The organism is Olleya sp. ITB9 (assembly GCF_001315805.1).
In the GTDB taxonomy this organism is placed as follows: Bacteria; Bacteroidota; Bacteroidia; order Flavobacteriales; family Flavobacteriaceae; genus Olleya; species Olleya sediminilitoris.
Genome location: NZ_BCBW01000031.1, coordinates 56,413 through 78,531, shown reverse-complemented (window position 1 = coordinate 78,531; position 22,119 = coordinate 56,413). Strand labels below are relative to the sequence as shown.

At 31.6% G+C, this 22,119-nt stretch carries 19 protein-coding genes; 4 read left to right on the top strand and 15 right to left on the bottom strand.

From position 1 onward, the window contains the following. The first annotated feature begins 20 nt into the window (after positions 1-20). A complete protein-coding gene (locus ITB9_RS08565) occupies positions 21-2,756 on the top strand; it encodes a TonB-dependent receptor (RefSeq protein ID WP_054851891.1) in 2,736 nt (911 codons plus the stop codon). Positions 2,757-2,843: 87 nt separating this feature from the next. Here the strand turns inward: ITB9_RS08565 and rodA are convergent, their stop codons facing one another. From rodA to ITB9_RS08530, 7 genes are all read right to left on the bottom strand, one after another. Then, the gene (gene rodA, locus ITB9_RS08560; RefSeq protein ID WP_028607330.1) at positions 2,844-4,121 is read right to left on the bottom strand and encodes a rod shape-determining protein RodA; all 1,278 of its coding nucleotides are present in this window, start codon (positions 4,119-4,121) and stop codon (positions 2,844-2,846) included. Then, the gene (gene mrdA, locus ITB9_RS08555; RefSeq protein ID WP_054851890.1) at positions 4,121-6,049 is read right to left on the bottom strand and encodes a penicillin-binding protein 2; all 1,929 of its coding nucleotides are present in this window, start codon (positions 6,047-6,049) and stop codon (positions 4,121-4,123) included. The genes rodA and mrdA overlap by 1 nt, the downstream gene beginning before the upstream one ends. Then, on the bottom strand, positions 6,046-6,552 hold the full coding sequence (locus ITB9_RS08550; RefSeq protein WP_028607332.1) for a hypothetical protein: 507 nt from the start codon (positions 6,550-6,552) through the stop codon (positions 6,046-6,048). Before ITB9_RS08550 ends, mrdA begins: the two co-directional genes overlap by 4 nt. Further along, a complete protein-coding gene (mreC, locus tag ITB9_RS08545; protein WP_054851889.1) occupies positions 6,545-7,360 on the bottom strand; it encodes a rod shape-determining protein MreC in 816 nt (271 codons plus the stop codon). The genes ITB9_RS08550 and mreC overlap by 8 nt, the downstream gene beginning before the upstream one ends. Positions 7,361-7,373: 13 nt before the next feature. Next, a complete protein-coding gene (locus ITB9_RS08540) occupies positions 7,374-8,402 on the bottom strand; it encodes a rod shape-determining protein (RefSeq protein WP_028289556.1) in 1,029 nt (342 codons plus the stop codon). A gap of 244 nt (positions 8,403-8,646) precedes the next feature. Next, positions 8,647-10,176, bottom strand: a complete 1,530-nt coding sequence (purH, locus tag ITB9_RS08535) for a bifunctional phosphoribosylaminoimidazolecarboxamide formyltransferase/IMP cyclohydrolase (RefSeq protein WP_054851888.1) — start codon at positions 10,174-10,176, stop codon at positions 8,647-8,649. Positions 10,177-10,275: 99 nt separating this feature from the next. After that, on the bottom strand, positions 10,276-10,731 hold the full coding sequence (locus ITB9_RS08530; RefSeq protein WP_028289558.1) for a GAF domain-containing protein: 456 nt from the start codon (positions 10,729-10,731) through the stop codon (positions 10,276-10,278). Positions 10,732-10,810: 79 nt separating this feature from the next. Between ITB9_RS08530 and xrtF the strand changes: the two genes are divergently transcribed. Both xrtF and ITB9_RS08520 read left to right on the top strand, forming a co-directional pair. After that, positions 10,811-11,353, top strand: a complete 543-nt coding sequence (gene xrtF, locus ITB9_RS08525) for an exosortase family protein XrtF (protein ID WP_054851887.1) — start codon at positions 10,811-10,813, stop codon at positions 11,351-11,353. Position 11,354: 1 nt separating this feature from the next. After that, the gene (locus ITB9_RS08520; protein ID WP_054851886.1) at positions 11,355-11,780 is read left to right on the top strand and encodes an exosortase F system-associated protein; all 426 of its coding nucleotides are present in this window, start codon (positions 11,355-11,357) and stop codon (positions 11,778-11,780) included. 80 nt (positions 11,781-11,860) lie between these two features. Here ITB9_RS08520 and groL read toward each other — a convergent pair whose 3' ends face one another. The 8 genes from groL to miaB form a co-directional block, all read right to left on the bottom strand. Next, a complete protein-coding gene (gene groL, locus ITB9_RS08515; RefSeq protein ID WP_054851885.1) occupies positions 11,861-13,495 on the bottom strand; it encodes a chaperonin GroEL in 1,635 nt (544 codons plus the stop codon). A gap of 80 nt (positions 13,496-13,575) precedes the next feature. Then, the gene (gene groES / locus ITB9_RS08510) at positions 13,576-13,854 is read right to left on the bottom strand and encodes a co-chaperone GroES (RefSeq protein WP_028289562.1); all 279 of its coding nucleotides are present in this window, start codon (positions 13,852-13,854) and stop codon (positions 13,576-13,578) included. Between the two features lie 141 nt (positions 13,855-13,995). Beyond that, positions 13,996-14,352, bottom strand: a complete 357-nt coding sequence (gene secG, locus ITB9_RS08505) for a preprotein translocase subunit SecG (protein WP_054851884.1) — start codon at positions 14,350-14,352, stop codon at positions 13,996-13,998. 13 nt (positions 14,353-14,365) lie between these two features. After that, positions 14,366-15,262 (bottom strand): hypothetical protein, encoded by an 897-nt coding sequence (locus ITB9_RS08500; protein WP_054851883.1) that lies wholly within the window; start codon positions 15,260-15,262, stop codon positions 14,366-14,368. Positions 15,263-15,265: 3 nt separating this feature from the next. Further along, on the bottom strand, positions 15,266-15,769 hold the full coding sequence (locus tag ITB9_RS08495; RefSeq protein ID WP_028289565.1) for an LptE family protein: 504 nt from the start codon (positions 15,767-15,769) through the stop codon (positions 15,266-15,268). 30 nt (positions 15,770-15,799) lie between these two features. Continuing rightward, a complete protein-coding gene (locus tag ITB9_RS08490) occupies positions 15,800-17,065 on the bottom strand; it encodes a sigma-54-dependent Fis family transcriptional regulator (protein WP_028289566.1) in 1,266 nt (421 codons plus the stop codon). A gap of 1 nt (position 17,066) precedes the next feature. After that, positions 17,067-17,963 (bottom strand): hypothetical protein, encoded by an 897-nt coding sequence (locus ITB9_RS08485; protein ID WP_028607339.1) that lies wholly within the window; start codon positions 17,961-17,963, stop codon positions 17,067-17,069. A gap of 7 nt (positions 17,964-17,970) precedes the next feature. Further along, positions 17,971-19,416: a tRNA (N6-isopentenyl adenosine(37)-C2)-methylthiotransferase MiaB gene (miaB, locus tag ITB9_RS08480; RefSeq protein ID WP_054851882.1), complete on the bottom strand. Its 1,446-nt coding sequence runs from the start codon at positions 19,414-19,416 to the stop codon at positions 17,971-17,973. Between the two features lie 155 nt (positions 19,417-19,571). Here miaB and topA point away from each other — a divergent pair, with 155 nt between their 5' ends. Next, positions 19,572-22,115, top strand: coding sequence for a type I DNA topoisomerase (gene topA, locus ITB9_RS08475; RefSeq protein WP_054851881.1), 2,544 nt, complete (start codon positions 19,572-19,574; stop codon positions 22,113-22,115). Positions 22,116-22,119: the final 4 nt, after the last annotated feature.

The window sequence follows — 22,119 nt, the reverse complement described above, 5'->3', positions numbered from 1 at the left end:
TAAACCAATCAAAAAAACTTATGAAACACATATTTACACTACTACTTTTATTAGTGGTTACAACTTCTTTTGCTCAAGTTAAATTTGAGGGAGTTGTCAAAGATAGTTTAGGTGTTGGGTTAGAGCTGGCCAATGTGGTTGCTATAAATCAAGAAACTAAGGCTTTAGAAGCTTATGCTATTACTAATGATAAAGGTCGATATAAATTAAATTTAGATGTCAATTCTGCTTATAGTATTCAGGTTAGTTATATAGGAATGCAACAAATTTCTGAAACTATTAATACTAAAGAAGTTGGTATAACTAAAAATTATACGATGTCTATAGATAATAGTTTAGATGAAGTTGAAATCACCTATGAAATGCCAGTAACCATAAGTGGAGACACTATTACTTACAACGCAGATTCTTTTAAAAACGGAACAGAAAGAAAACTTGGTGATGTACTAGAAAAAATGCCAGGAGTAGAAATTAATGATGATGGTGAAGTAGAGGTCGAAGGTAAAGCGGTTGGTAAAGTCATGATTGATGGTAAAGAGTTTTTTGATGGAGATACAAAGTTAGCGACCAAAAATATTCCTGCTAATGCAATAGATAAAGTGCAAGTTTTGAAAAATTATAGTGAAGTTGGACAGCTTAGTGGTGTGACTAACAATCAAGATAATATAGCAATAAATATTAAATTAAAAGAAGGAAAGAAAAACTTCTGGTTCGGAACTGTTACAGGTGGTTTAGGAGATTCAAAATCAGGTGAATTATATTTATTTCAACCTAAATTATTTTATTATAGTCCAGAAAAAAGTATCAATTTTATTGGTGACTTAAATAATATTGGTGAGTTAGCTTTATCACGTCGTGATATGTTTAATTTTTCAGGTGGCTTCCAACAACCTAGTCAGCAAAGTGGTACCAATATTAGTTTAGGAAGTAACGATTTAGGGTTTAGACAATTACAAAACAATCAAGCTAAAAGTATTGATACAAAATTTGCAGCTGCTAACTTTAGCTTTTCACCTAAAAGCACTTTGGATTTAAGCGGATTTGCAATATTAGCAAGTAGCAGAATAGAGTTGCAAGAAAATAGCTCAGTATTTTACACAGATCAATCTTTAGATATTCCAGATGAAAATACGTCTAGTAATACCAAACAAAAAAGTGATTTAGGGTTGTTTAAATTTAGTGCAAAATATAAGCCCAATCCTAATAATCAGTTAGATTATGATATACTTGGAAGAGTGTCTAAAGACGAACAGTTAAACGGAACCTTTTCTAGTGTTATTGGACAAATTGATCAAAACGAAGAGACAACTCCCTTTAAAATAAATCAAAACTTGAATTATTATTATACCATGGATGAGGATAATATTTTTGCACTTTCTGTTCAACATTTATTACAAGATGAAGATCCTTTTTATAATGCTATTCTACAAAATAATCCTTTAAATAATAATGATGCTGATAATGATCCTTTTGATGATACAGCTCAAGACTTAGGATTAGATGGTACACAAGTAACATACGATGTTAATCAAGAAAAGCGTGTAAAGACAAACCAATTAGATGCTAAAGTAGATTATTGGAATATTTTAAATAAGAAAAGCGATATTAATTTTACTGTCGGAACTATATATAGTAATCAGCAATTTGATTCTAATTTATTTCAGACCTTAGATGATGGAAACGATTTAGAAACAGACACAACACTAGAAGGTTTGTCAGACGAGAATGATATTAAATATACTTTTAGTGATGTTTATTTAGGTGCACATTACCGTATTAAAACTGGTAAATTTACAATAAGTCCAGGTGTATCAGCACATGCATATAGTGCAGTTAATAAACAATTTGGAACAAAAACTACCGATAACTTTTTTAGAGTTTTACCAGATTTAAATGTACGTGTACAGTTAAAAGGTAGCGAAACTTTAAATTTAACTTATAAAATGCAAACTCAGTTTACAGATGTTAATCAGTTTGCTGAAGCAGTAGTGTTAAATAGTTATAATTCGACGTTTGCAGGTAATCCTGATTTAGAAAGTTCTTTATCTCATAATGTCAACTTAAGTTATTTTAGTTTTAATATGTTTAATTATACTAATGTTTTTGCATTTGTTAATTATAGTAAAAATATTGATAATATTAGAAACGTATCAGAGTTTCAACCAGGATCTGTTATTAGAATAAGTACACCATTTAACTCTGGTTTAGAAGATGAAAGTTTAAATGTTAGTGGACGTTTTCAAAGACGATTTGGAAAACTTCAAGCTAGTGCAAGAGGGACTTTTGGTTATACAAAATTTAGTCAATTTATAAATGAAGAAATTTCGGTTAATCAAAATTACACACAAAGTTATACTGCGCAATTACGTTCTAACTTTAACAATGCACCAAATTTTGAGTTGAGTTACCGTTATGGTTTAACTAATAGTGATCAAGGAGATCGTACAACTAAAATTTATACCAACGCACCTTCAGCTGAGTTTGATGCTTTAATTTTTAAAACGTTTACTTTTAAAACAGATTATACGTATAGTCGTCAAACTATTGATGGAGATAGTAATGGTTTTGGTCTATGGAATGCAAACTTAGCGTATAGAAAAAGTAGTGATAGTAAATGGGAATACGAGCTTAAAGCAACTAACCTTTTAGATACAGCTTCAAGAATACAAAATAGTAATGGAGCCTTTTCTGTAAGTACAAGCGAGTATTTTATACAGCCTAGATTTGTAACAGCAAGATTTATTTACAATCTATAAATTGATTAATAGCTAAATTAAAAACCCTTTTAACAATTACGTTTTAAGGGTTTTTTTTATGTTTTTATAATATGCTAATTTCTTGTTTTACCACTCATTAATACGATTTGAGTCTAGTTTTATAAAAATAAAAACTAAAATAGTAAATCCCCAAAGTCCAGATCCACCATAACTAAAAAAGGGTAGAGGGATACCTATAGTTGGTATTAATCCCATAACCATACCAATATTGATTAAAAAATGTAAAAACAATATAGAGCCAACAGCATAGCCATACATCCTGCTAAATTGGTTTTTTTGTCGTTCGGCAAGAATTAAAATTCTTATAATTAGTAATAAAAAGACAAGTACAGTTAAGAAGCTTCCTATAAAACCCCATTCTTCACCAACAGTACTAAAAATATAATCAGTGTGCTGTTCTGGGACAAAGTTTCCGGTTGTACGTGTGCCTTCCAAAAAGCCTTTTCCCTTAAAACCACCACTGCTTATTGCTTTTTCAGATTCGTTTAAATTGTAAGCGACCGTTTTTTTCATTCGCTCTAATTTATCAGGATCTTTCTCTAAACTAAGCCAAATTGTAATTCTGTCTTTTTGGTGAGCTGGTAATATATTATCATAAAAAAATCTGACACTAAAAGCCAAAGCAGTACATAGAAGTATTACTACAATAGGTTGAAAAATAGAAGGACGTTTTTTGCGTGTAAAGTAGTAGGTTAGTACAATAATTGCAGTTATTAACAGTGTGCTTGTAGCTCCAAGTTTTAAAGCGAAAATAGAGAGTAAAATAAGTAATACTGCAACTATTAAATACATGTGTGGTAAGCCTTCTCTGTACAATACAAAGAAAAATGCACCATAAACAATTGCGCTTCCAGCATCAGGTTGTAATAAAACTAAAAAAGCAGGAACAACTATTATTGCAAATGTTTTAAGTTGATCATTAAAGCGTTTTATATCTGTATTTAAATCGCTTACATATTTAGCTACAGCTAAAGCAGTTGCTACTTTTGCAAATTCTCCAGGTTGGAAGGTAAAACTACCAATAGGATACCAAGAGGTGGCTCCATTAATGTTTTTTCCAAAAATAAATAAGCCAGCTAAAGAGAGTAATGCTGAAAAATATATGATACTAGAAAAACGTTCGTAAAACTTAGACTCTATTGATAAAACCAAAATTATTAGTACTACAGAAAGTGCAATGAAAATAAGTTGTTTGCTGTAGTAATGAGAAAAATTTGAAAATTCTAAAGCTTCTCCAGAGTGTGAAGCAGATATGATGTTTACCCAACCAAAAATAACTAGTATAAAAAACAGTAGAATGGTTAACCAGTCAAATTTGTAATGTCTATCAGTTTGTCTTAACATTAATTTAGTTGGTTTAGTCGTTTTTTAAGTTTATAAAATTCTTCTGGTTTGACCACTTGTAATTGGCTTTGACCATTTATTTTAAAAGGTTCTCCAGAATAAGGTTTGGCATATTCGTTTTCTAACGTGTGATTTAACACCCAATCTTCTAAATCTGTTCTGCTAATACTTCCTTTTAAGTATTTTTCAATCATTAGACTGGTTATTTTCCCAGCATAACGACTTCCCCAATATCCATTTTCTACAAAAACAGCTATTGCAATTTTTGGGTTGTCTTTTGGTGCAAATGCTACAAAAATGGAGTGATCCGTTAATTGTGTTTTAATACTGTCTATTTTTACAAAATTTTCTACTGTACCTGTTTTTCCAACAATTTCTATGTCTTTAACTTGTAAAGATTCTGCTGTACCTTTTTCATATACCTTTAACATGCCTTCTATAACAGGATCAAAATGTTGCTTGTCTATGGTTGTATGTTTTGGTGTTGTAAAGCTTTCTGGTAAAGGTTGGTCTTGAATACTTTTTATAATGTGTGGTGTAAAGTAATAACCTCTGTTAGCAATTGCAGCTACCATGTTGGCTAATTGTATTGGTGTAGTCCTAACTTCACCTTGCCCAATGGCATTAGACATGGTGTAAGTAGAATAAAAACGTTTAGGATAAGCGTTGCTATAAAATTCTCTATTAGGTATTCTTCCTTTTTGACCAACATATAAATCGTTGTTTAAAAAATTTCCGAGACCAAAACTTTGAACATGTTTACTCCAGTTGTCAATACCAATAGAAGCATTGTCGTATTTATCAAGTATACGTTTGTATGCAGTCCCGAAATATGCATTACAGGATTGTTGGATACCTCTTGATAAGTCATTTTTTACACCATAGCCACAGTGACACTTCATGAAGGCTTTTTTACCGTATTTAAGACCGTTATAACATGTTATTTTTTCTTCTGTAGAAATCACACCTTCTTGTAAAGCAATTAAAGCATTCATTAATTTAAAAGGTGAACCAGGTTCATAAACTCCTTGTAAACTTCGGTTAAATAATGGTTTTGCTATTGAGTCTCTATAAAGTTTAGTATAGTTTTTACTTCGGTTTCTTCCTACTAAACTATTTGGGTTGTAAGTTGGTGCTGATATCATAGCTAGTATTTCACCACTTTCTGGTTCTATTGCTATAACACCACCTCGCTTATTGGTCATTAATAATTCTCCATAGGCTTGCAAGGTAGCATCTATGGTTATTTTAATATCTTTTCCAGACTCAGGAAGTGTGTCATAAATTCCGTCTTTATAAGGACCAATATTACGATTAAATCTATCTTTTTGGATAAACTTGATTCCTTTTTGCCCACGCAGTGTTTCTTCATAGGATGCTTCAACACCAGCTTTACCTATTAAATCACCCGAATGATAGTAGCTATCATTTTTAATATTTCGGTTATTAACTTCGCCAATATCACCTAAAACGTTAGCTCCAATAGTGGTTTCGTATTTTCTAAGATTTCTTTTTTGAATATAAAAACCTTCATATTTACGCATCTTTTCTTGTAATACAGCATAGTCTTCTTTGGACAAATGCGATACAAAAACATAAGGTAGTCTTGGTGAGTAGCGATATGCCTTATCGTATTTTTTAATAAAGGTTTCTTTATCTATTTTTAAAAGATTACAAAACTCTAATGTGTCTAATGCTTTGACTTCTCTAGGTATTACCATCACATCATAAGACGGTTGGTTAGATACTAAAAGTTGTCCATTTCTGTCGTAAACAAAACCACGTTTAGGGTAATCAAACACTTTACGTATAGCATTATCTTGATATAGATTATAGTCTGTTGTTTTAATAACTTGTAAATACAATAAACGACCTGTAAATATTAAACCAACAACGATAACAGAAAAAAGCAGTAAAAATTTTCTCATTTAGATTTTGAACTAAAAATATATGTTATTAAAATACATAGTATAATAGTAAATATACCTGAGAACAACGTGTTTTGTAACACAAAAATTATTTTAGAAACGTTAAAAATTTCTAATAAAAAATAAGTTAGATGATGTATTAAAACTAATAGTAAAATATAAGTTACACGTTGACCAAAATCTATGTTATTAAATTTTACTGCTTGATGCTCATAAATTGCACCAAAACTAAACTTTAAAATAATAGGTCTAGCATAAGCTGTTAGTAGTGCTGCTGCTGCGTTTATACCACCAGAATCCATAAATATATCAATACTTAATCCTAACAAAAAGCTTAAAAATAAAAATGTAAGTCTATTGTTTTTTACAGGAAATAAAGCTATGAATAAAACGTAAACGTATGGATTGATATAACCCATAAAATTAATATTATTAAACACTAATACTTGAAGTAGTATTAATACAATAAACCTAACAGTATGTATGGATAATAGGTTATTCATTGGTGTTTAATAAATCGTCTATTAAGGGTTTGTCTTTGTTTTCTATTATATTGACATGCTCAAGGTTAGTCATGTCGTTAAATAATTTTATATTAATTTCAAAATAATTTTTAGTAGCATCCAATTGGTAGTCTTCAATAGCACCAACTAAAATACCTTTTGGGAAAATTGCCGATCGTCCAGATGTTATTATAGTATCTCCTTTAGATACAACTGCATTTTTTTGAATATCTGTAAGTTGTATATAATCTGGTGATTGTCCGTTCCAACTTAAAGTTCCAAAATGATTAGAGTTTTTAAGTTGACCACTTATTTTATTAGTTGTGTTTAATATAGAAATTACAGTTGCGTAACTACTGTTGGTATTATCTACAATTCCAATAATTCCGTTAGTAGACACAACACCTAAATCTTGTTTAATACTGTCGTTTATTCCTTTGTTTATAGTTAAATAGTTGTTTTGTAAATTGTAACTATTCTTTATAATTTTAGCAGAGGTAAACTTATATTTTTTTTGAAACAAAGTCGTATCCACAAAAGTATTTGTAGGATCTTGTTGATTATATAACAATGACTTTAAATAGGTATTTTCTTTTTGTAATTTTTCGTTTTCTTCTTTTAAACCAAAATAACTAGTAACCGAGTTGCTAGTATTATAAACACCACCTGTAATACTATTAGCCGAATTTATAAACTTGCTTTTATGATAGTTGTGTGATTGTATTGTTAATCCAATAGCAATACCAAACAGCAACAAGAAAAACAAAAACGCTTTGTTTTTAAGTATAAAATTTACAATTTGTTGCATTTAGTTATAGTTACTACTTGATCAATACGCTTTTGTATTTAGCAATGTTTTTAAGTGTAATTCCGGTTCCTCTTACTACAGCACGTAATGGGTCTTCAGCAATATAAACAGGTAAATCTGTTTTTTGAGATAGACGTTTATCCAAACCACGTAGCATAGATCCACCACCTGCAAGATAAATACCTGTATTGTAAATGTCAGCAGCTAATTCTGGAGGTGTTTGAGATAAAGTTTCCATAACAGCATCTTCAATACGTAAAATAGATTTATCTAAAGCTTTAGCAATCTCTCTATAGCTAATTTGTACTTGCTTAGGTTTACCAGTTAAAAGATCACGACCTTGTACGCTCATGTCTTCTGGCGGAAGGTCTAAATCTTCTGTAGCAGCACCAATTTGAATTTTAATTTTTTCAGCAGTACGCTCACCAACATATAAATTGTGTTGTGTACGCATGTAATAAATAATATCGTTTGTAAATACATCACCTGCAATTTTTACAGATTTATCACAAACAATTCCACCCAAAGCAATTACTGCAATTTCAGTAGTACCACCACCAATATCGACAATCATATTACCTTTAGGTTGCATGATATCCACACCAATACCAATAGCTGCAGCCATAGGTTCGTGTATTAAGTATACTTCTTTACCATTAACACGCTCAGCACTCTCTTTTACAGCTCGCATTTCTACCTCTGTAATTCCAGACGGAATACAAATAACCATACGTAAAGCAGGCGTAAATAATTTCTTTTTTAACGCAGGAATATTTTTAATAAATAGACTTATCATTTGCTCAGACGCATCAAAATCTGCAATTACACCATCTTTTAGAGGTCTAATCGTTTTAATATTTTCATGTGTTTTACCTTGCATCATGTTGGCTTCTTGACCAACAGCAATGATTTTACCCGAAATCCTGTCTCTGGCAACTATCGAAGGCGCATCAACTACAACCTTGTCGTTATGAATAATTAATGTGTTGGCAGTACCTAAATCTATAGCGATTTCTTCTGTCAGGAAATCAAAAAATCCCATATGTTAAATGTAATTATAAGGCGTTATTGTAAAGATGTCGTAAAAGTAATAAAAGTATGGTAATATAAGGATTTTATGTCTTACAATTTTTATTAATTGGTATACAAATAAAAGATACGATTAAAAAGTAGATTTGGATGTTTTCGTTGTCACGGAAATTAAGCCCAACACACAAAAAAAGCTTCGGTAATCACACCGAAGCTTTGTATATAAATTTAAACGTTGTCTTTGTAAAACTAACCGTTTAGTGTTTAAAATGGCGTGTACCAGTCATAACCATTGATATGTCATTATCGTTGCAATAATCAATGCTTAATTGGTCTTTAATAGAGCCTCCAGGTTGGATCACACTAGATATACCAACATTACCTGCAATTTCTACACAATCAGGAAATGGAAAAAACGCATCACTTGCCATAACACTACCTTTTAAATCAAATTTAAAAGATTGTGCTTTGTGTATTGCTTGATTTAAAGCATCCACACGACTGGTTTGTCCAGTTCCGCTAGCACATAACTGTTTGTTTTTTACTAAAACAATAGTGTTTGATTTAGTGTGCTTGCAAATTTTAGAAGCAAAAATTAAATCTTCAATTTCAGACGTATTAGGTTTAGTATTAGTTGCGTATTTAAAATCTTCAACAACATCTGTTTTATTGTCTTTGTCTTGTACCAATACTCCGTTTAAACAAGTTCTAACAGATGTTTGTGGAAAATCAATATCATTTAAAACTAATAGTATTCTGTTTTTCTTTCCTTTTAAAATAGTTTCAGCTTCAGCCGAAAAAGAAGGAGCGATTACTACTTCGCAAAATAAGGTATGAATAGCATTAGCAGTAGCCTCGTCAATTTCAGTATTACTAATTAAAACACCACCAAATGCAGAAACAGGATCACCAGCTAAAGCATCAGTATAGGCTTGTTGGATTGTATCACGCTGTGCAAATCCACAAGCATTGTTATGCTTCAAGATAGCAAAAGTTGGATTTTCACCTTTAAATTCTTGAATTAAATTTACTGCAGCATCAACATCTAAAAGGTTGTTGTAGCTTAATTCTTTACCATGTAATTTTGTAAATAATTCGTCAAAATTTCCAAAGAAAAATCCTTTTTGATGTGGATTTTCACCATAACGTAATACTTGACCTTTAGTTTCGCTTAATTTAAAAGATGCTAAATTTTCTGTAGTATTAAAATAATTGAAAATTGCAGAGTCATAATGTGAAGATACATTAAAAGCTTTAGCAGCAAAACGTTTGCGATCAGCTTCAGATAAGTCTCCTTTTTTATCAGTAATTAGTTCTAAAAATTCGGCATAATCATCAACTGAAGAGACACAAATGACGTCTGCATAATTTTTAGCAGCAGCACGAATTAAAGAGATACCTCCAATATCAATTTTTTCGATAATATCTTGATTAGCAGCTCCAGAAGCTACTGTTTTTTCAAAAGGATATAAATCTACAATTACGACATCTATTTGTGGTATGTCAAAGTCTTTCATTTCTTTAACATCACCATCATGATTTTGACGGTTTAAAATACCTCCAAAAACTTTTGGGTGTAACGTTTTTACACGACCACCTAAAATAGAAGGGTAAGACGTCACGTCCTCTACAGGAACGACATCAATACCAAGGTTTTTTATAAAAGTTTCGGTTCCACCAGTAGAGTAAATGGTAACACCTTGTTTGTTTAGTTCTTTAACAATTGGTTCTAATCCATCTTTGCTAAAAACTGAAATTAATGCAGATTTAATTGTTTTGTTGCTCATTATAGTTGTGTTAATAAGCAAGCAAATTTAAGTAAAACTAAATTGTTTTAGTTGAAAAACTTAAGTCCTTTTTCAACTAAAACAAGTAGTTATTAACATCTATAGTAATTCTGAAACCTTACTGCAAACAAATTCTAAAAAGCGTTCGTCAGCTTCTGTAAAAGGATCAGGAGTGTTAGAGTCTATGTCTATTTGACCAATATTTTCTCCGTTTACAAAAATAGGGATTACAATTTCTGCCTTAACAGTAATGCTACAAGCAATGTAATTATCTTGAGCAGCAACATCTGGTACCACAAAATTCTCGTTACTAACAGCAACTTGTCCGCAGATACCTTTTCCAAAAGGAATAATAGTGTGGTCTGTTGGCTCACCAACGTAAGGCCCTAATTTAAGTTCGTTTTTATCTCCGTTTTTGAAGTAAAAACCAACCCAATTATAATAAGAAATGTTAGTTTCTAATAGTTGACATATTTGTAACAATTTATCATCATGAGATAAATTAGAATTAGAAACTATAGTTTCAACTTGAGGTTTTAAAGTTTCGAAAGTCATTTGTTTGAAAATTTTGGTAAAAGTATTTAAAAAGGTGTAATTTCAACCCTTAAAAAAACTTAAAGTTTATTCTTTTTTATTGAAAACGTTAATAATAAAATATAAATCTGTTATAAAATTTATACTTACTTTTTTAATAGTATATGGTGTTTTGTCTTTGGTGTATAGCTTTTATCTAGATGCGTCTAAGTCTGGACAATATTATCCTGATTTTATTACAAACCTAGTCGCTAAACAATCTGAAAACGTACTACAAACCGTTGGTTATGAGACTAACGTCGTGCCACATCCAAATGAGCCATCCATAAAGGTGATAGTAGAAGGGAAATACTTGGCAAGAGTTATTGAAGGGTGTAATGGAGCAAGCATTATTATTTTGTTTGTGTCTTTTATTGTTGCTTTTTCTGGCAAAATAAAAACGACTATTGTTTTCGCTTTAAGCGGAAGTGTATTGCTGTATGTTGTAAATCTTATCAGGATTGTTGTCTTATCTATTGGGTTGTATCATTATCCTTGGAGGGAAGCCATATTACATAGTGTTGTTTTTCCTGCAATAATCTACGGGATGGTATTTTTGTTATGGATGTTTTGGGTGAATCGTTTTTCAAAGTTTAATAGATAAAATGGATAAGTATTTAAAGTACATAGGTATTACTGCTTTGTTTTTTTTGTTGGCATTGGTTAGATGGTTTGAAAACGATTTGTTTTATGATCCCTATTTGTTGTTCTTTCAAAACGATTATTTGTACTTGGATTCTCCACGCCAAGAAGTCCTTAAATTAGTAGCCAACACAACACTTAGATTTGTGATAAATACTTTGTTGTCAATAGCAATTTTATATCTTTTTTTTAAAGATAAAAGTGTGATTAAGTTTGCAAGTTTAGTCTATGTTTTTTCTTTTGTTATTTTAATAGCTTTATTTATGTTTTTTGTTTTAAATCCAAAACAAGAAAACTATTATTTGTTTTTTAATATCAGACGTTTTTTAATTCAGCCAATCCTATTACTATTACTATTACCTGCATTTTATTATAATAGGTTGACTTAATTTGCTGTTCTAAATAATATATATAATAAGAAAGCCTCAACATGTGTTGAGGCTTTTTTATTATATTAAGAGTGATAGTATTACATCATACCTGGCATACCTCCACCCATTGGCATTCCGCCTCCAGCTGGTGCATCTTCTTTAATGTCTATTAATGCACACTCAGTAGTTAAGATCATTCCTGCAACTGAAGCAGCATTTTCTAATGCTATTCTAGTTACTTTTTTAGGATCAATAATTCCTGCTTTAAGCATGTCTACATAGTTTTCTGTTTTAGCATCGTAACCAAAGTCTTTTTTACCTTCCATTACTTTTGATACTACAACACTTCCTTCTCCACCTGCATTAGATACAATAGTACGTAAAGGTGCTTCAATAGCACGAGCAACAATTTGTATTCCTGTTGTTTCGTCTAAGTTTTCTGTTGTTATTTTATCAAGTACAGATTTAGCTCTAACTAAAGCAACACCACCTCCAGCAACAATACCTTCTTCAACTGCAGCACGTGTAGCATGTAAAGCATCGTCTACACGATCTTTCTTTTCTTTCATTTCAACTTCACTAGCAGCACCAACATAAAGTACAGCAACACCACCTGCTAATTTAGCAAGACGTTCTTGAAGTTTTTCTTTATCATAGTCACTTGTAGTTGTTTCAATTTGCGCTTTAATTTGGTTAACTCTGTTTTGAATTAAACTTTTATCACCAGCTCCATTAACTACAGTTGTATTGTCTTTATCAATAGTAACACGCTCAGCTGTTCCTAACATTTCTAAAGTTGTGTTTTCTAAAGTAAAACCTCTTTCTTCAGAGACAACAGTACCACCAGTTAAAATAGCGATGTCCTCTAACATAGCTTTTCTACGATCACCAAAACCTGGTGCTTTTACAGCAGCAATTTTTAAAGATCCACGTAATTTGTTAACTACTAATGTTGCTAAAGCTTCACCATCAACATCTTCAGCAATAATTAATAATGGTTTTCCTGATTGTGCAACTGGCTCTAAAACAGGTAATAAATCCTTCATTGTAGATACTTTTTTATCGTACAATAAGATGTAAGGATTTTCTAAATCAGTAATCATTTTGTCACTGTTTGTTACAAAATAAGGAGATAAATATCCTCTGTCAAACTGCATACCTTCAACAATATCAACATAAGTTTCGGTTCCTTTTGCTTCTTCAACAGTAATAACACCTTCTTTTCCAACTTTACCAAAAGCTTTAGCAATAAGGTCTCCGATTACACCATCGTTATTTGCAGAAATAGACGCAACTTGTTTGATTTTTTCAGAAGAATCACCAACTTCTTTAGATTGCTTATCTAAATCTGTTACAATAGCTTCTACTGCTTTATCAATACCACGTTTTAAATCCATTGGATTTGCACCTGCAGCAACATTACGTAAACCTTCTTTTACAATTGCTTGTGCTAAAACGGTTGCAGTTGTTGTACCGTCACCAGCTAAATCATTGGTTTTAGAAGCAACTTCTTTTACCATTTGAGCTCCCATATTTTCAAGAGCATCTTCTAATTCTATTTCTTTTGCAACGCTAACACCATCTTTTGTAACTACAGGAGCACCAAATGAGCGTCCAATAATAACGTTTCTACCTTTTGGTCCTAAAGTTACTTTTACTGCATTAGCTAATGCATCAACACCACGTTTTAATCCGTCACGTGCTTCAATATCAAATTTTATATCTTTTGCCATTTTTTTGAATTTTGTTATAGTTTAAGCACTAGGCTTAACTAAATTTTGTTTGTATTAATTGTAGTTAAACTAATAGCTATTTAGATTATAGCCATGATGTCATCTTCGCGCATCATTAAGTAAGCTTTACCATCTAGCTTAATCTCAGAACCAGAATATTGTCCGTAAAGTACTTTGTCTCCAATTTTAACGGTCAATGGTTCGTCTTTTTTTCCGTTTCCAACAGCAACAATAGTTCCTTTGTGTTGCTTTTCTTGAGCTGTATCTGGTATGTATAAACCAGAAGCTGTTTGTGTTTCGGCAGGAAGTGCTTCTACTAGCACACGATCTGCAAGTGGTTTAATGTTTAATTTACTCATAATATATAGGTTTAATTAATTTAAAAATTTGAATTATTATAAGCTAAAAATGTGCCAACAGATATGGACTGACAAACTTTCAGAAATAAAAAATGCCAACTGTAAAAGTTGGCATTTTTTTTAATTTTTTATTATTTAGAATTATTTTCCACTTGTAGGCTCTATTACTTTAGTTGCCTCATCTGTTGTTGGAGCAGGAGCAGTAGGTGTTGGTAACTCGATTGAATCACTTTCTAAAATTTTTGATTCGTTAGCTACACCATTTTTGTCAATTCCTAAACTTGATGCTAAAATTAATACAAGTAAGATTGTTGCTAAAGTCCAAGTACTTTTATCTAAAAAGTCTGTTGTTTTTTTAACACCACCTAATTGCTGTGTTCCACCACCTCCGAAAGAAGATGATAATCCACCACCTTTAGGATTTTGTACCATAATTACTACTATTAGTAAAAATGCTACTACTACGATTAAGAATAAAAAGATTGCAAATGTGCTCATTATATTATAGTATTTAGTCTTGTAATTTTTGTATTGCTTTAATTTGGTCTGCAAAGAAACCACTTTTTTCTGGATATTTCAAACTTAATATTTTATAAGATTGAATTGCTTTTTTATAGTTTTTTTGTTCTACATAAATACGAGCTAAGGTTTCTGTCATTAAAACCTCTGGCTGTATCATCTGTGCTTTAGCTATATTGTGTGAGGATACTTTTGTTTTTTTAGCTTCAAGTTTTGGGTTCTCGATTATAAATTTATCTATTAATTCAAATTTTTTAGCACGTTCTTTATTTGTGGTATCCTCAATTGGTGTTGAAGTTTCCCTTTGAATAGGTTTTAGTTTTGATAAACTTAACCACTCATTAAAACTGTGCGTTTCATTTCTATCAAATTCTAATGGTTTTCCTATTTTTAATATGGTTTCTGCTTCAACTTTTTCAGAATCTATAGTATCCGTTTTGGATTGCTCAACTACAGGTTTTTTTTCTGTTTTAACTTCAGATTTGGGTTGAAATAAATCTGGGTTTAAAGTTTGTTTAGTAGTTTCAATTTGAATATTTAATGCATTTTTTACTGATTGATTTGTGTTATCAGTCATGTCTTCTGCAAAAACATCTAAACTATTTATGTAGGCTGAGTTTTGTTTTATGTATTCTGAAATTTCGTTTTGATTAAAGACTTCTGAAGTTATAAAATCAAACAATATACTTCTATCTGTTGTATATGCTGCTGTTACTTTTAATGCCTGATTGTATTTAAAACTGTCTTTGTTTTTTAAACCTTTAAGAAATAGCGCTCTTGCTGATTGAAAATACGGAAACTCCTCTAGAATAGTTTCTAGATTGTTAGTTTGATTTGCTGTTACAAGCTGAGGTTGTTGGAGTATATTTGTTAATTCTAGGCTTGTCATTGGTTACCAGTTTGCTAATGAGGCATTAAATATGTCTTGTGTTAAACGCTCAAAAATCTCCTCGTAAGCCACAGTTTTTGTGGTTCCTGATAATAATTCAGTACCTGTATAGTCATAGAAAAAAGAGAATGATTTTTCAAAATCTTTTTCTGGTTCTTTTTTATTGTAAAATCTAACTTTTACACCAATGGTTAGTCTGTTTTGTGCTGCTGTACTATTTGCTGTTGCAGTAGTTGGTGATATACGGTATTGTGTAATTTCTCCTTCATAGACTAAATCTCCATTTGAGTTAACAAGGTCTAAACTGGTTTGATTTTGAATTAAATCTTGTAAAGCTCTAGTAAAATCTAGGTCTAAACCTGGATCTATTAATGTTGCGGTATTTTGAAAGTAATTAACTTGATAGCTTGTTGCAGATCCTGTATCAGCACCTGTAAAAGAGTATGCACCACAACTTAATACTGTTATAGTAATACAAAGTAATAATATGTTTTTAATGTATTTCATTTATGTTTTGTTTAAAATAACAACGTTGTATTACAAATCAAATTGTTTAATTTTTCTGTAAAGGGTACGTTCACTAATCCCTAATTCTTCTGCTGCTAATTTTCTTTTTCCGTTATGACGTTCTAAAGATTTTTTGATTAGTTCTAATTCTTTATCGTGTAAGGATAGCGTTTCCTCTTCTTCAATTTCTTCAGCAAAATGGTATTTGTCTGCAGCATTATCTGTTATTGCAGAGGTGTTGTTTGCATTTTGAGGTATGGATAATACTTCCATATCTTCTATGTGTTCTTCAAACTCGGTGTCGCTTTCATTTTCGCCATATATTTTCTGAATTAATGTTTCGTTATTTTTTTTAACGTCATTAGCGTTACCGCTTTTCATTAATTCCATGGTTAGCTTTTTTAAATCATTTAAATCAGCTTTCATGTCAAATAAGACTTTGTACAATATTTCGCGCTCGCTACTAAAATCACTTTCGGATTTAGTCGAATTTATAACAGCTGGAAGGTTGCTTCCGCTTGGTAAATAGCCATGTAGAGTAGTAGCGTTTATGGTCCTGTTTTGTTCTAAAACAGACACTTGTTCTGCAACGTTACGCAGCTGTCTTATATTTCCGCTCCAGCGATATTTTAATAATAACTGTATAGCATCATCAGTCAATTTTATAGTTGGCATTTTGTACTTTAATGCAAAGTCACTAGCAAATTTCCTGAATAAAATATGAATATCCTCTTGACGCTCTCTTAAAGGAGGAAGGTTTATATCTACTGTGCTTAAACGATAGTAAAGATCTTCTCTAAATTTTTCTTTTTTAATAGCTTCAAACATATTAACGTTTGTTGCTGCTACTATACGTACGTTTGTTTTTTGAACTTTACTGGATCCAACCTTTATAAATTCGCCATTTTCTAATACACGTAATAAGCGTACTTGTGTGGTTAGTGGAAGTTCTCCAACTTCATCTAAAAAAATGGTTCCACCATCTGCAACTTCAAAATAACCACTTCTGGTAGCAGTTGCACCAGTAAAGGCTCCTTTTTCGTGACCAAAAAGTTCGCTATCTATAGTTCCTTCTGGTATTGCACCACAATTAACAGCAATGTATTTACCATGTTTGCGATGAGAAAGTTGATGGATTATTTTTGGAATACTCTCTTTACCAACACCACTTTCTCCTGTTACCAATACAGATATATCAGTAGGAGAGACTTGCATTGCTTTTTCGATAGCACGATTTAAAGCATGGCTATTTCCTATAATACCAAAACGTTGTTTTATAGATTGTATTGATTCCATGTTAGTTAACGTAATTAAAGTTTTCGTTATGAGTGACTTCTATACCTTCGTTGGTAAAAGTTCCGCTTCTGCTTAATATACGGTTTTCTGTATCATAAGTCATAGTAAAATTAACTGTTGTTGCTTCTGAAGAAACATTTATCCAATTGTTTGTACTGTGAAATTGTACAATAGCAGGTCCAGCTTCAGCTTCATAATCATCATCTAAAATTGTTAACCAATATTGATCACTAAAACCATCTTTTAAAGGGTTGGTAAAAGTATCGTAACCATAGATTGTATTGTTATTAAGCTCACCTGATGTGATTACAGAAATACAATTACCATTTGTGTCATATACTAGGTTTTCTATTTGAATACTTTCACCATCTTCAAAAGACTCTTTTGTGATTAGTCTTCCTAAATTATCTGTAGTATAAACTGTAGTTACTGGATTTCCGTCTTGAGTTTTAGTTATAGAATTACCTGATATTGTAAAATTATAAGTGTAGTCCTCAGTATCGTCTGTTAAATCATTAAAATTAATTTGAGAGATGTTGCTACCTGTTGAGTATGTTATGCTAGTTTGGCTAATTGGTGTATCACCTTCAAAACTTTGTGCATTTAAAATTTTACCACTACTATCTCTGTTAATAATTCCTGAGGTATAAAACGGAACATTTGAAAAGATAGTTTCTACATCTAAGGTAGATACTTTATTGTTAGTGTTAAAGCTAAAATCAGTATTGATATTTACAGGTCCAAAAAAAATAATTTCTGTATCTACGTCAAATGTATAATTAGTTAGTTGTACGTTATTACTTGTCGTATTGTCTGCTAGTTCAAAACCTTCCAGAGTTTCATTGTTACAAGATGTAATCAATGTAACGGTTAGCAATATTAGTAATGTTTTTTTCATAATCTGATTAGTTGTTTTTAGATAGTCCTACTGCCTCACCTATTAACGTAGCTTTTGTACAGTCTGTTATCTTTACATTTACAAAATCTCCAATTTTAAAATCACCTTTAGGGAATACGGCTACTATATTATGTTGTGTACGACCAGACCATTGTTGATCAGATTTTTTTGATTGTTTTTCTACTAAAACTTCCACAGTTGTATTTAAAAATTGTCTCGTTCTAAATTCACTATGTTTTAATTGAAGTGCTATAATTTCGCTTAAACGTCTGCTTTTAGTTGATTCTGGTATGTCATCTTCAAATTTACGTTCAGCTAAAGTACCAGGTCTTTCAGAGTAGGTAAACATATAACCAAAATTATATTTTACATATTCCATTAAGCTTAATGTATCTTGATGGTCTTGCTCAGTTTCAGTTGGAAAACCAGCAATCATATCCTGACTTATTGCACAACCAGGAATAATTGTTTTAATATTATCTATTAAAGTAAAATACTCTTCACGAGTATGTAAACGATTCATGGCTTTAAGTACTCTATCACTTCCGCTTTGTACAGGTAAGTGTATATGGTTACAGATGTTGTCAAATTTAGCCATGGTTTTTATAACCTCTAGATGCATGTCTTGAGGGTTTGATGTGCTAAATCTAATACGCATTTTAGGTTGTGCTTTAGCGCACAACTCTAAAAGTTTGGCAAAGTCAGTTGCTGTAGCTTTTTCAAAATCAGAAGCTTTTTCAAAATCTTTTTTTAAGCCACCACCATACCAAAGGTAGCTATCTACATTTTGTCCTAGTAAGGTGATTTCTTTGTAACCTTTATTCCATAGGTCATTAACTTCTTCAATAATACTTTGTGGATCACGACTACGCTCTCTACCTCTTGTAAAAGGAACTACACAAAAGGTACACATATTATCACAACCTCTAGTTATAGATACAAAAGCGGTAACTCCGTTAGTGTTTAGTCTAACAGGAGCAATATCTCCATAAGTTTCTTCTTTAGATAATATAACGTTAATTGCATCGCGACCTTCGTCTACTTCAGCAATTAAATTTGGTAAATCTTTATAGGCATCTGGACCTACTACAAGGTCTACTATTTTTTCTTCTTCTAAAAATTTGCTTTTTAAACGTTCAGCCATGCAACCTAAAACACCAACTTTCATTTTTGGATTGGTACGTTTTACAGCATTGTATTTCTCTAAACGTTTTCTAACAGTTTGTTCAGCCTTATCACGAATAGAGCAGGTGTTTACCAATACTAAATCTGCTTCTTCAAGACTTTGTGTGGTATTAAAACCTTCGTTTTGTAATATTGAGGCAACAATCTCACTATCACTAAAATTCATAGAACAACCATAACTTTCAATAAAAAGTTTTTTGGTGTTTTCTTTTTTTTGAGGGATAACTAATGTTTCGCCTTGTTTGTTTTCGTCTATTGTCTTTTCCATAAATGTGTTGAAATCACTAACCTCTAATGAGTACGCAAAGATAGGATTATTTTAAAATTATGACAATCTGACAGACCTTAAATTTAACCTAAAAGTTATAAAATTAGGAAGATAAATTTTTTTTGATATACCTTTGTGCTCATAAAAATCGAAGAATGGCGAAGAATTTAGTAATAGTAGAGTCACCTGCAAAAGCAAAAACAATTGAAAAATTTTTAGGAAAAGACTTTAAAGTCGAATCCAGTTTTGGGCATATTGCAGACTTACCTTCTAAGGAATTGGGAGTAGATGTTGAAGGAGATTTTGATCCAAAATACGAAGTGTCCTCGGACAAGAAGTCACTTGTAAAAAAATTAAAAGATCTTGCTAAAAAAGCCGAAATGGTTTGGCTAGCAAGTGATGAGGATCGTGAAGGAGAAGCTATTGCTTGGCACCTTGCCGAGTCTTTAAAACTTGAAAAAGATAAAACTAAACGTATCGTTTTTCATGAGATTACAAAAGCTGCAATCCAAAAAGCAGTAGAAAATCCAAGACAAATTGATTATGATTTAGTAGATGCACAACAAGCACGTCGTGTATTAGATAGAATAGTAGGTTATGAGTTGTCTCCTGTGTTATGGAGAAAAGTAAAAGGAGGTTTGTCTGCAGGTCGTGTACAATCCGTATCTGTGAGGTTAATTGTTGAGCGCGAACGTGATATACAAGATTTTAAACCTGAAGCGTCTTATAGGATTGATGCTGAGTTTTCAAATGAAGCTGGTCAATCATTTAAAGCTAAATTACCAAAAACATTTTCAACTAAAAAAGAAGCTTTTGACTTTTTAGAAAGTAATGCTAATGCCGATTTTAAAGTTGCAGATTTAACTAAAAAGCCAGCAAAAAAATCTCCAGCAGCACCATTTACAACTTCGACCTTACAGCAAGAAGCATCACGTAAATTATACTTTTCAGTAAGTAAAACCATGACAATGGCTCAGCGTTTGTATGAAGCTGGTCTGATTACTTATATGAGAACAGATAGTGTTAATTTATCTGATGAGGCAAGAAAAGGAGCTGAAAAAGAAATTGTTGCTGCCTATGGAAAAGAGTATGCTAAAGAGCGTAATTTTAAAGGAAAATCTAAAGGTGCTCAAGAGGCTCACGAAGCGATTAGACCAACAGATTTTACAAGACATTCAGTAGATATAGATTATGATCAAGCAAGATTATATGATTTAATTTGGAAACGTGCTATTGCGTCTCAAATGAGTGAAGCACAATTAGAACGTACCAACGTTAAAATAGAAGCTAACACACATAAACAAACCTTTACAGCAAATGGAGAGGTAATTACTTTTGATGGGTTTTTAAAAGTGTATTTAGAAGGTACAGATGATGAAGATCTAGAGCAAGAAGGCATGTTACCTGCAATGAAGGTAAATGAAACATTGCTAAATAAAATTATTACTGCCACCGAACGTTATTCGCGTGCGCCTTACAGGTATACTGAAGCGTCTTTAGTTAAGAAGTTAGAAGAGTTAGGTATTGGTAGACCATCTACATATGCGCCAACAATTTCGACAATTCAAAATAGAAACTACGTAGAAAAAGGGACTATTGAAGGTGTTGAGAGAGAATATACACAATTAGTGTTACAAGATGGTGAGTTAAAGGATAAGACTTTAACAGAAAAAGTTGGATCTGATAAAGGGAAATTAGTGCCAACAGATATAGGAATGATTGTAACTGATTTTTTAGTAAATCATTTTGAAAGTATTTTAGATTACAACTTTACAGCAAAAGTTGAAAACCAATTTGATGATATTGCCGAAGGTAAAGAGGATTGGAAAAAAATGATGAAAACTTTTTACAAAAAGTTTCATCCTGTTGTTGAAGATGTAAAAGAAAACGCTGATAGAGAATCTGGAGAACGTATTTTAGGTAAAGATCCAAAATCAGGAAAACAAGTAAGTGTTCGTTTAGGTAAATTTGGACCTATGGTACAAATGGGAACTGTAGATGACGAAGAAAAACCCACCTTTGCTAGTTTAAGTCCTGACCAACAGTTAACAACTATCACGTATGAAGAGGCAATGGATTTGTTTAAATTGCCAAGAACTTTAGGGAAATATGAAGATGAAGTAGTGGAAGTTAATAATGGACGTTTTGGACCTTATGTAAAATATGGTAAAAAATATGTATCATTAGCTCCTGGTCAAGATCCTTTAAATGTAGAAATAGAGGATGCTATAGAGTTAATTAAAGAAAAAGAAATTGCTGATGCTCCTGTGTATCATTATAAAGGACATGGCGTTACAAAAGGTAAAGGACGTTTTGGACCTTTCATTAAATGGAATGGTTTGTTTATTAATGTCAACAAAAAATACGATTGGGATAATTTAACTACCGAAGAAATTGAAGAATTAGTTGATGCTAAAATTCAAAAGGAAATTGATAAAGTTGTCCATAATTGGGAAGAAGAAGGTATACGTGTCGAAAAAGCGCGTTGGGGAAGACATAACATCTTAAAAGGAAAAATTAAGATTGAGTTGCCTAAAACAGTGGATGCAAAAGCATTGACTTTGGATGAGGTCAAAGACTTAATAGAAAAGAAAGCGCCTAAGAAGAAAGCTACAAAGAAAAAGGCTACAACTAAAAAGAAAGCTCCAGCAAAAAAGAAAACAACGACCAAGAAAAAAACTACAGCAAAAAAGAAATAATATA

Excerpts from the sequence above, each read along its gene's own strand:
- ITB9_RS08565 (WP_054851891.1), top strand. The coding sequence starts at position 21 with ATGAAACACATATTTACACTACTACTTTTATTAGTGGTTACAACTTCT.
- rodA (WP_028607330.1), bottom strand. The coding sequence starts at position 4,121 with ATGTTAAGACAAACTGATAGACATTACAAATTTGACTGGTTAACCATT.
- mrdA (WP_054851890.1), bottom strand. The coding sequence starts at position 6,049 with ATGAGAAAATTTTTACTGCTTTTTTCTGTTATCGTTGTTGGTTTAATA.
- ITB9_RS08550 (WP_028607332.1), bottom strand. The coding sequence starts at position 6,552 with ATGAATAACCTATTATCCATACATACTGTTAGGTTTATTGTATTAATA.
- mreC (WP_054851889.1), bottom strand. The coding sequence starts at position 7,360 with ATGCAACAAATTGTAAATTTTATACTTAAAAACAAAGCGTTTTTGTTT.
- ITB9_RS08540 (WP_028289556.1), bottom strand. The coding sequence starts at position 8,402 with ATGGGATTTTTTGATTTCCTGACAGAAGAAATCGCTATAGATTTAGGT.
- purH (WP_054851888.1), bottom strand. The coding sequence starts at position 10,176 with ATGAGCAACAAAACAATTAAATCTGCATTAATTTCAGTTTTTAGCAAA.
- ITB9_RS08530 (WP_028289558.1), bottom strand. The coding sequence starts at position 10,731 with ATGACTTTCGAAACTTTAAAACCTCAAGTTGAAACTATAGTTTCTAAT.
- ITB9_RS08520 (WP_054851886.1), top strand. The coding sequence starts at position 11,355 with ATGGATAAGTATTTAAAGTACATAGGTATTACTGCTTTGTTTTTTTTG.
- groL (WP_054851885.1), bottom strand. The coding sequence starts at position 13,495 with ATGGCAAAAGATATAAAATTTGATATTGAAGCACGTGACGGATTAAAA.
- groES (WP_028289562.1), bottom strand. The coding sequence starts at position 13,854 with ATGAGTAAATTAAACATTAAACCACTTGCAGATCGTGTGCTAGTAGAA.
- secG (WP_054851884.1), bottom strand. The coding sequence starts at position 14,352 with ATGAGCACATTTGCAATCTTTTTATTCTTAATCGTAGTAGTAGCATTT.
- ITB9_RS08500 (WP_054851883.1), bottom strand. The coding sequence starts at position 15,262 with ATGACAAGCCTAGAATTAACAAATATACTCCAACAACCTCAGCTTGTA.
- ITB9_RS08495 (WP_028289565.1), bottom strand. The coding sequence starts at position 15,769 with ATGAAATACATTAAAAACATATTATTACTTTGTATTACTATAACAGTA.
- ITB9_RS08490 (WP_028289566.1), bottom strand. The coding sequence starts at position 17,065 with ATGGAATCAATACAATCTATAAAACAACGTTTTGGTATTATAGGAAAT.
- ITB9_RS08485 (WP_028607339.1), bottom strand. The coding sequence starts at position 17,963 with ATGAAAAAAACATTACTAATATTGCTAACCGTTACATTGATTACATCT.
- miaB (WP_054851882.1), bottom strand. The coding sequence starts at position 19,416 with ATGGAAAAGACAATAGACGAAAACAAACAAGGCGAAACATTAGTTATC.
- topA (WP_054851881.1), top strand. The coding sequence starts at position 19,572 with ATGGCGAAGAATTTAGTAATAGTAGAGTCACCTGCAAAAGCAAAAACA.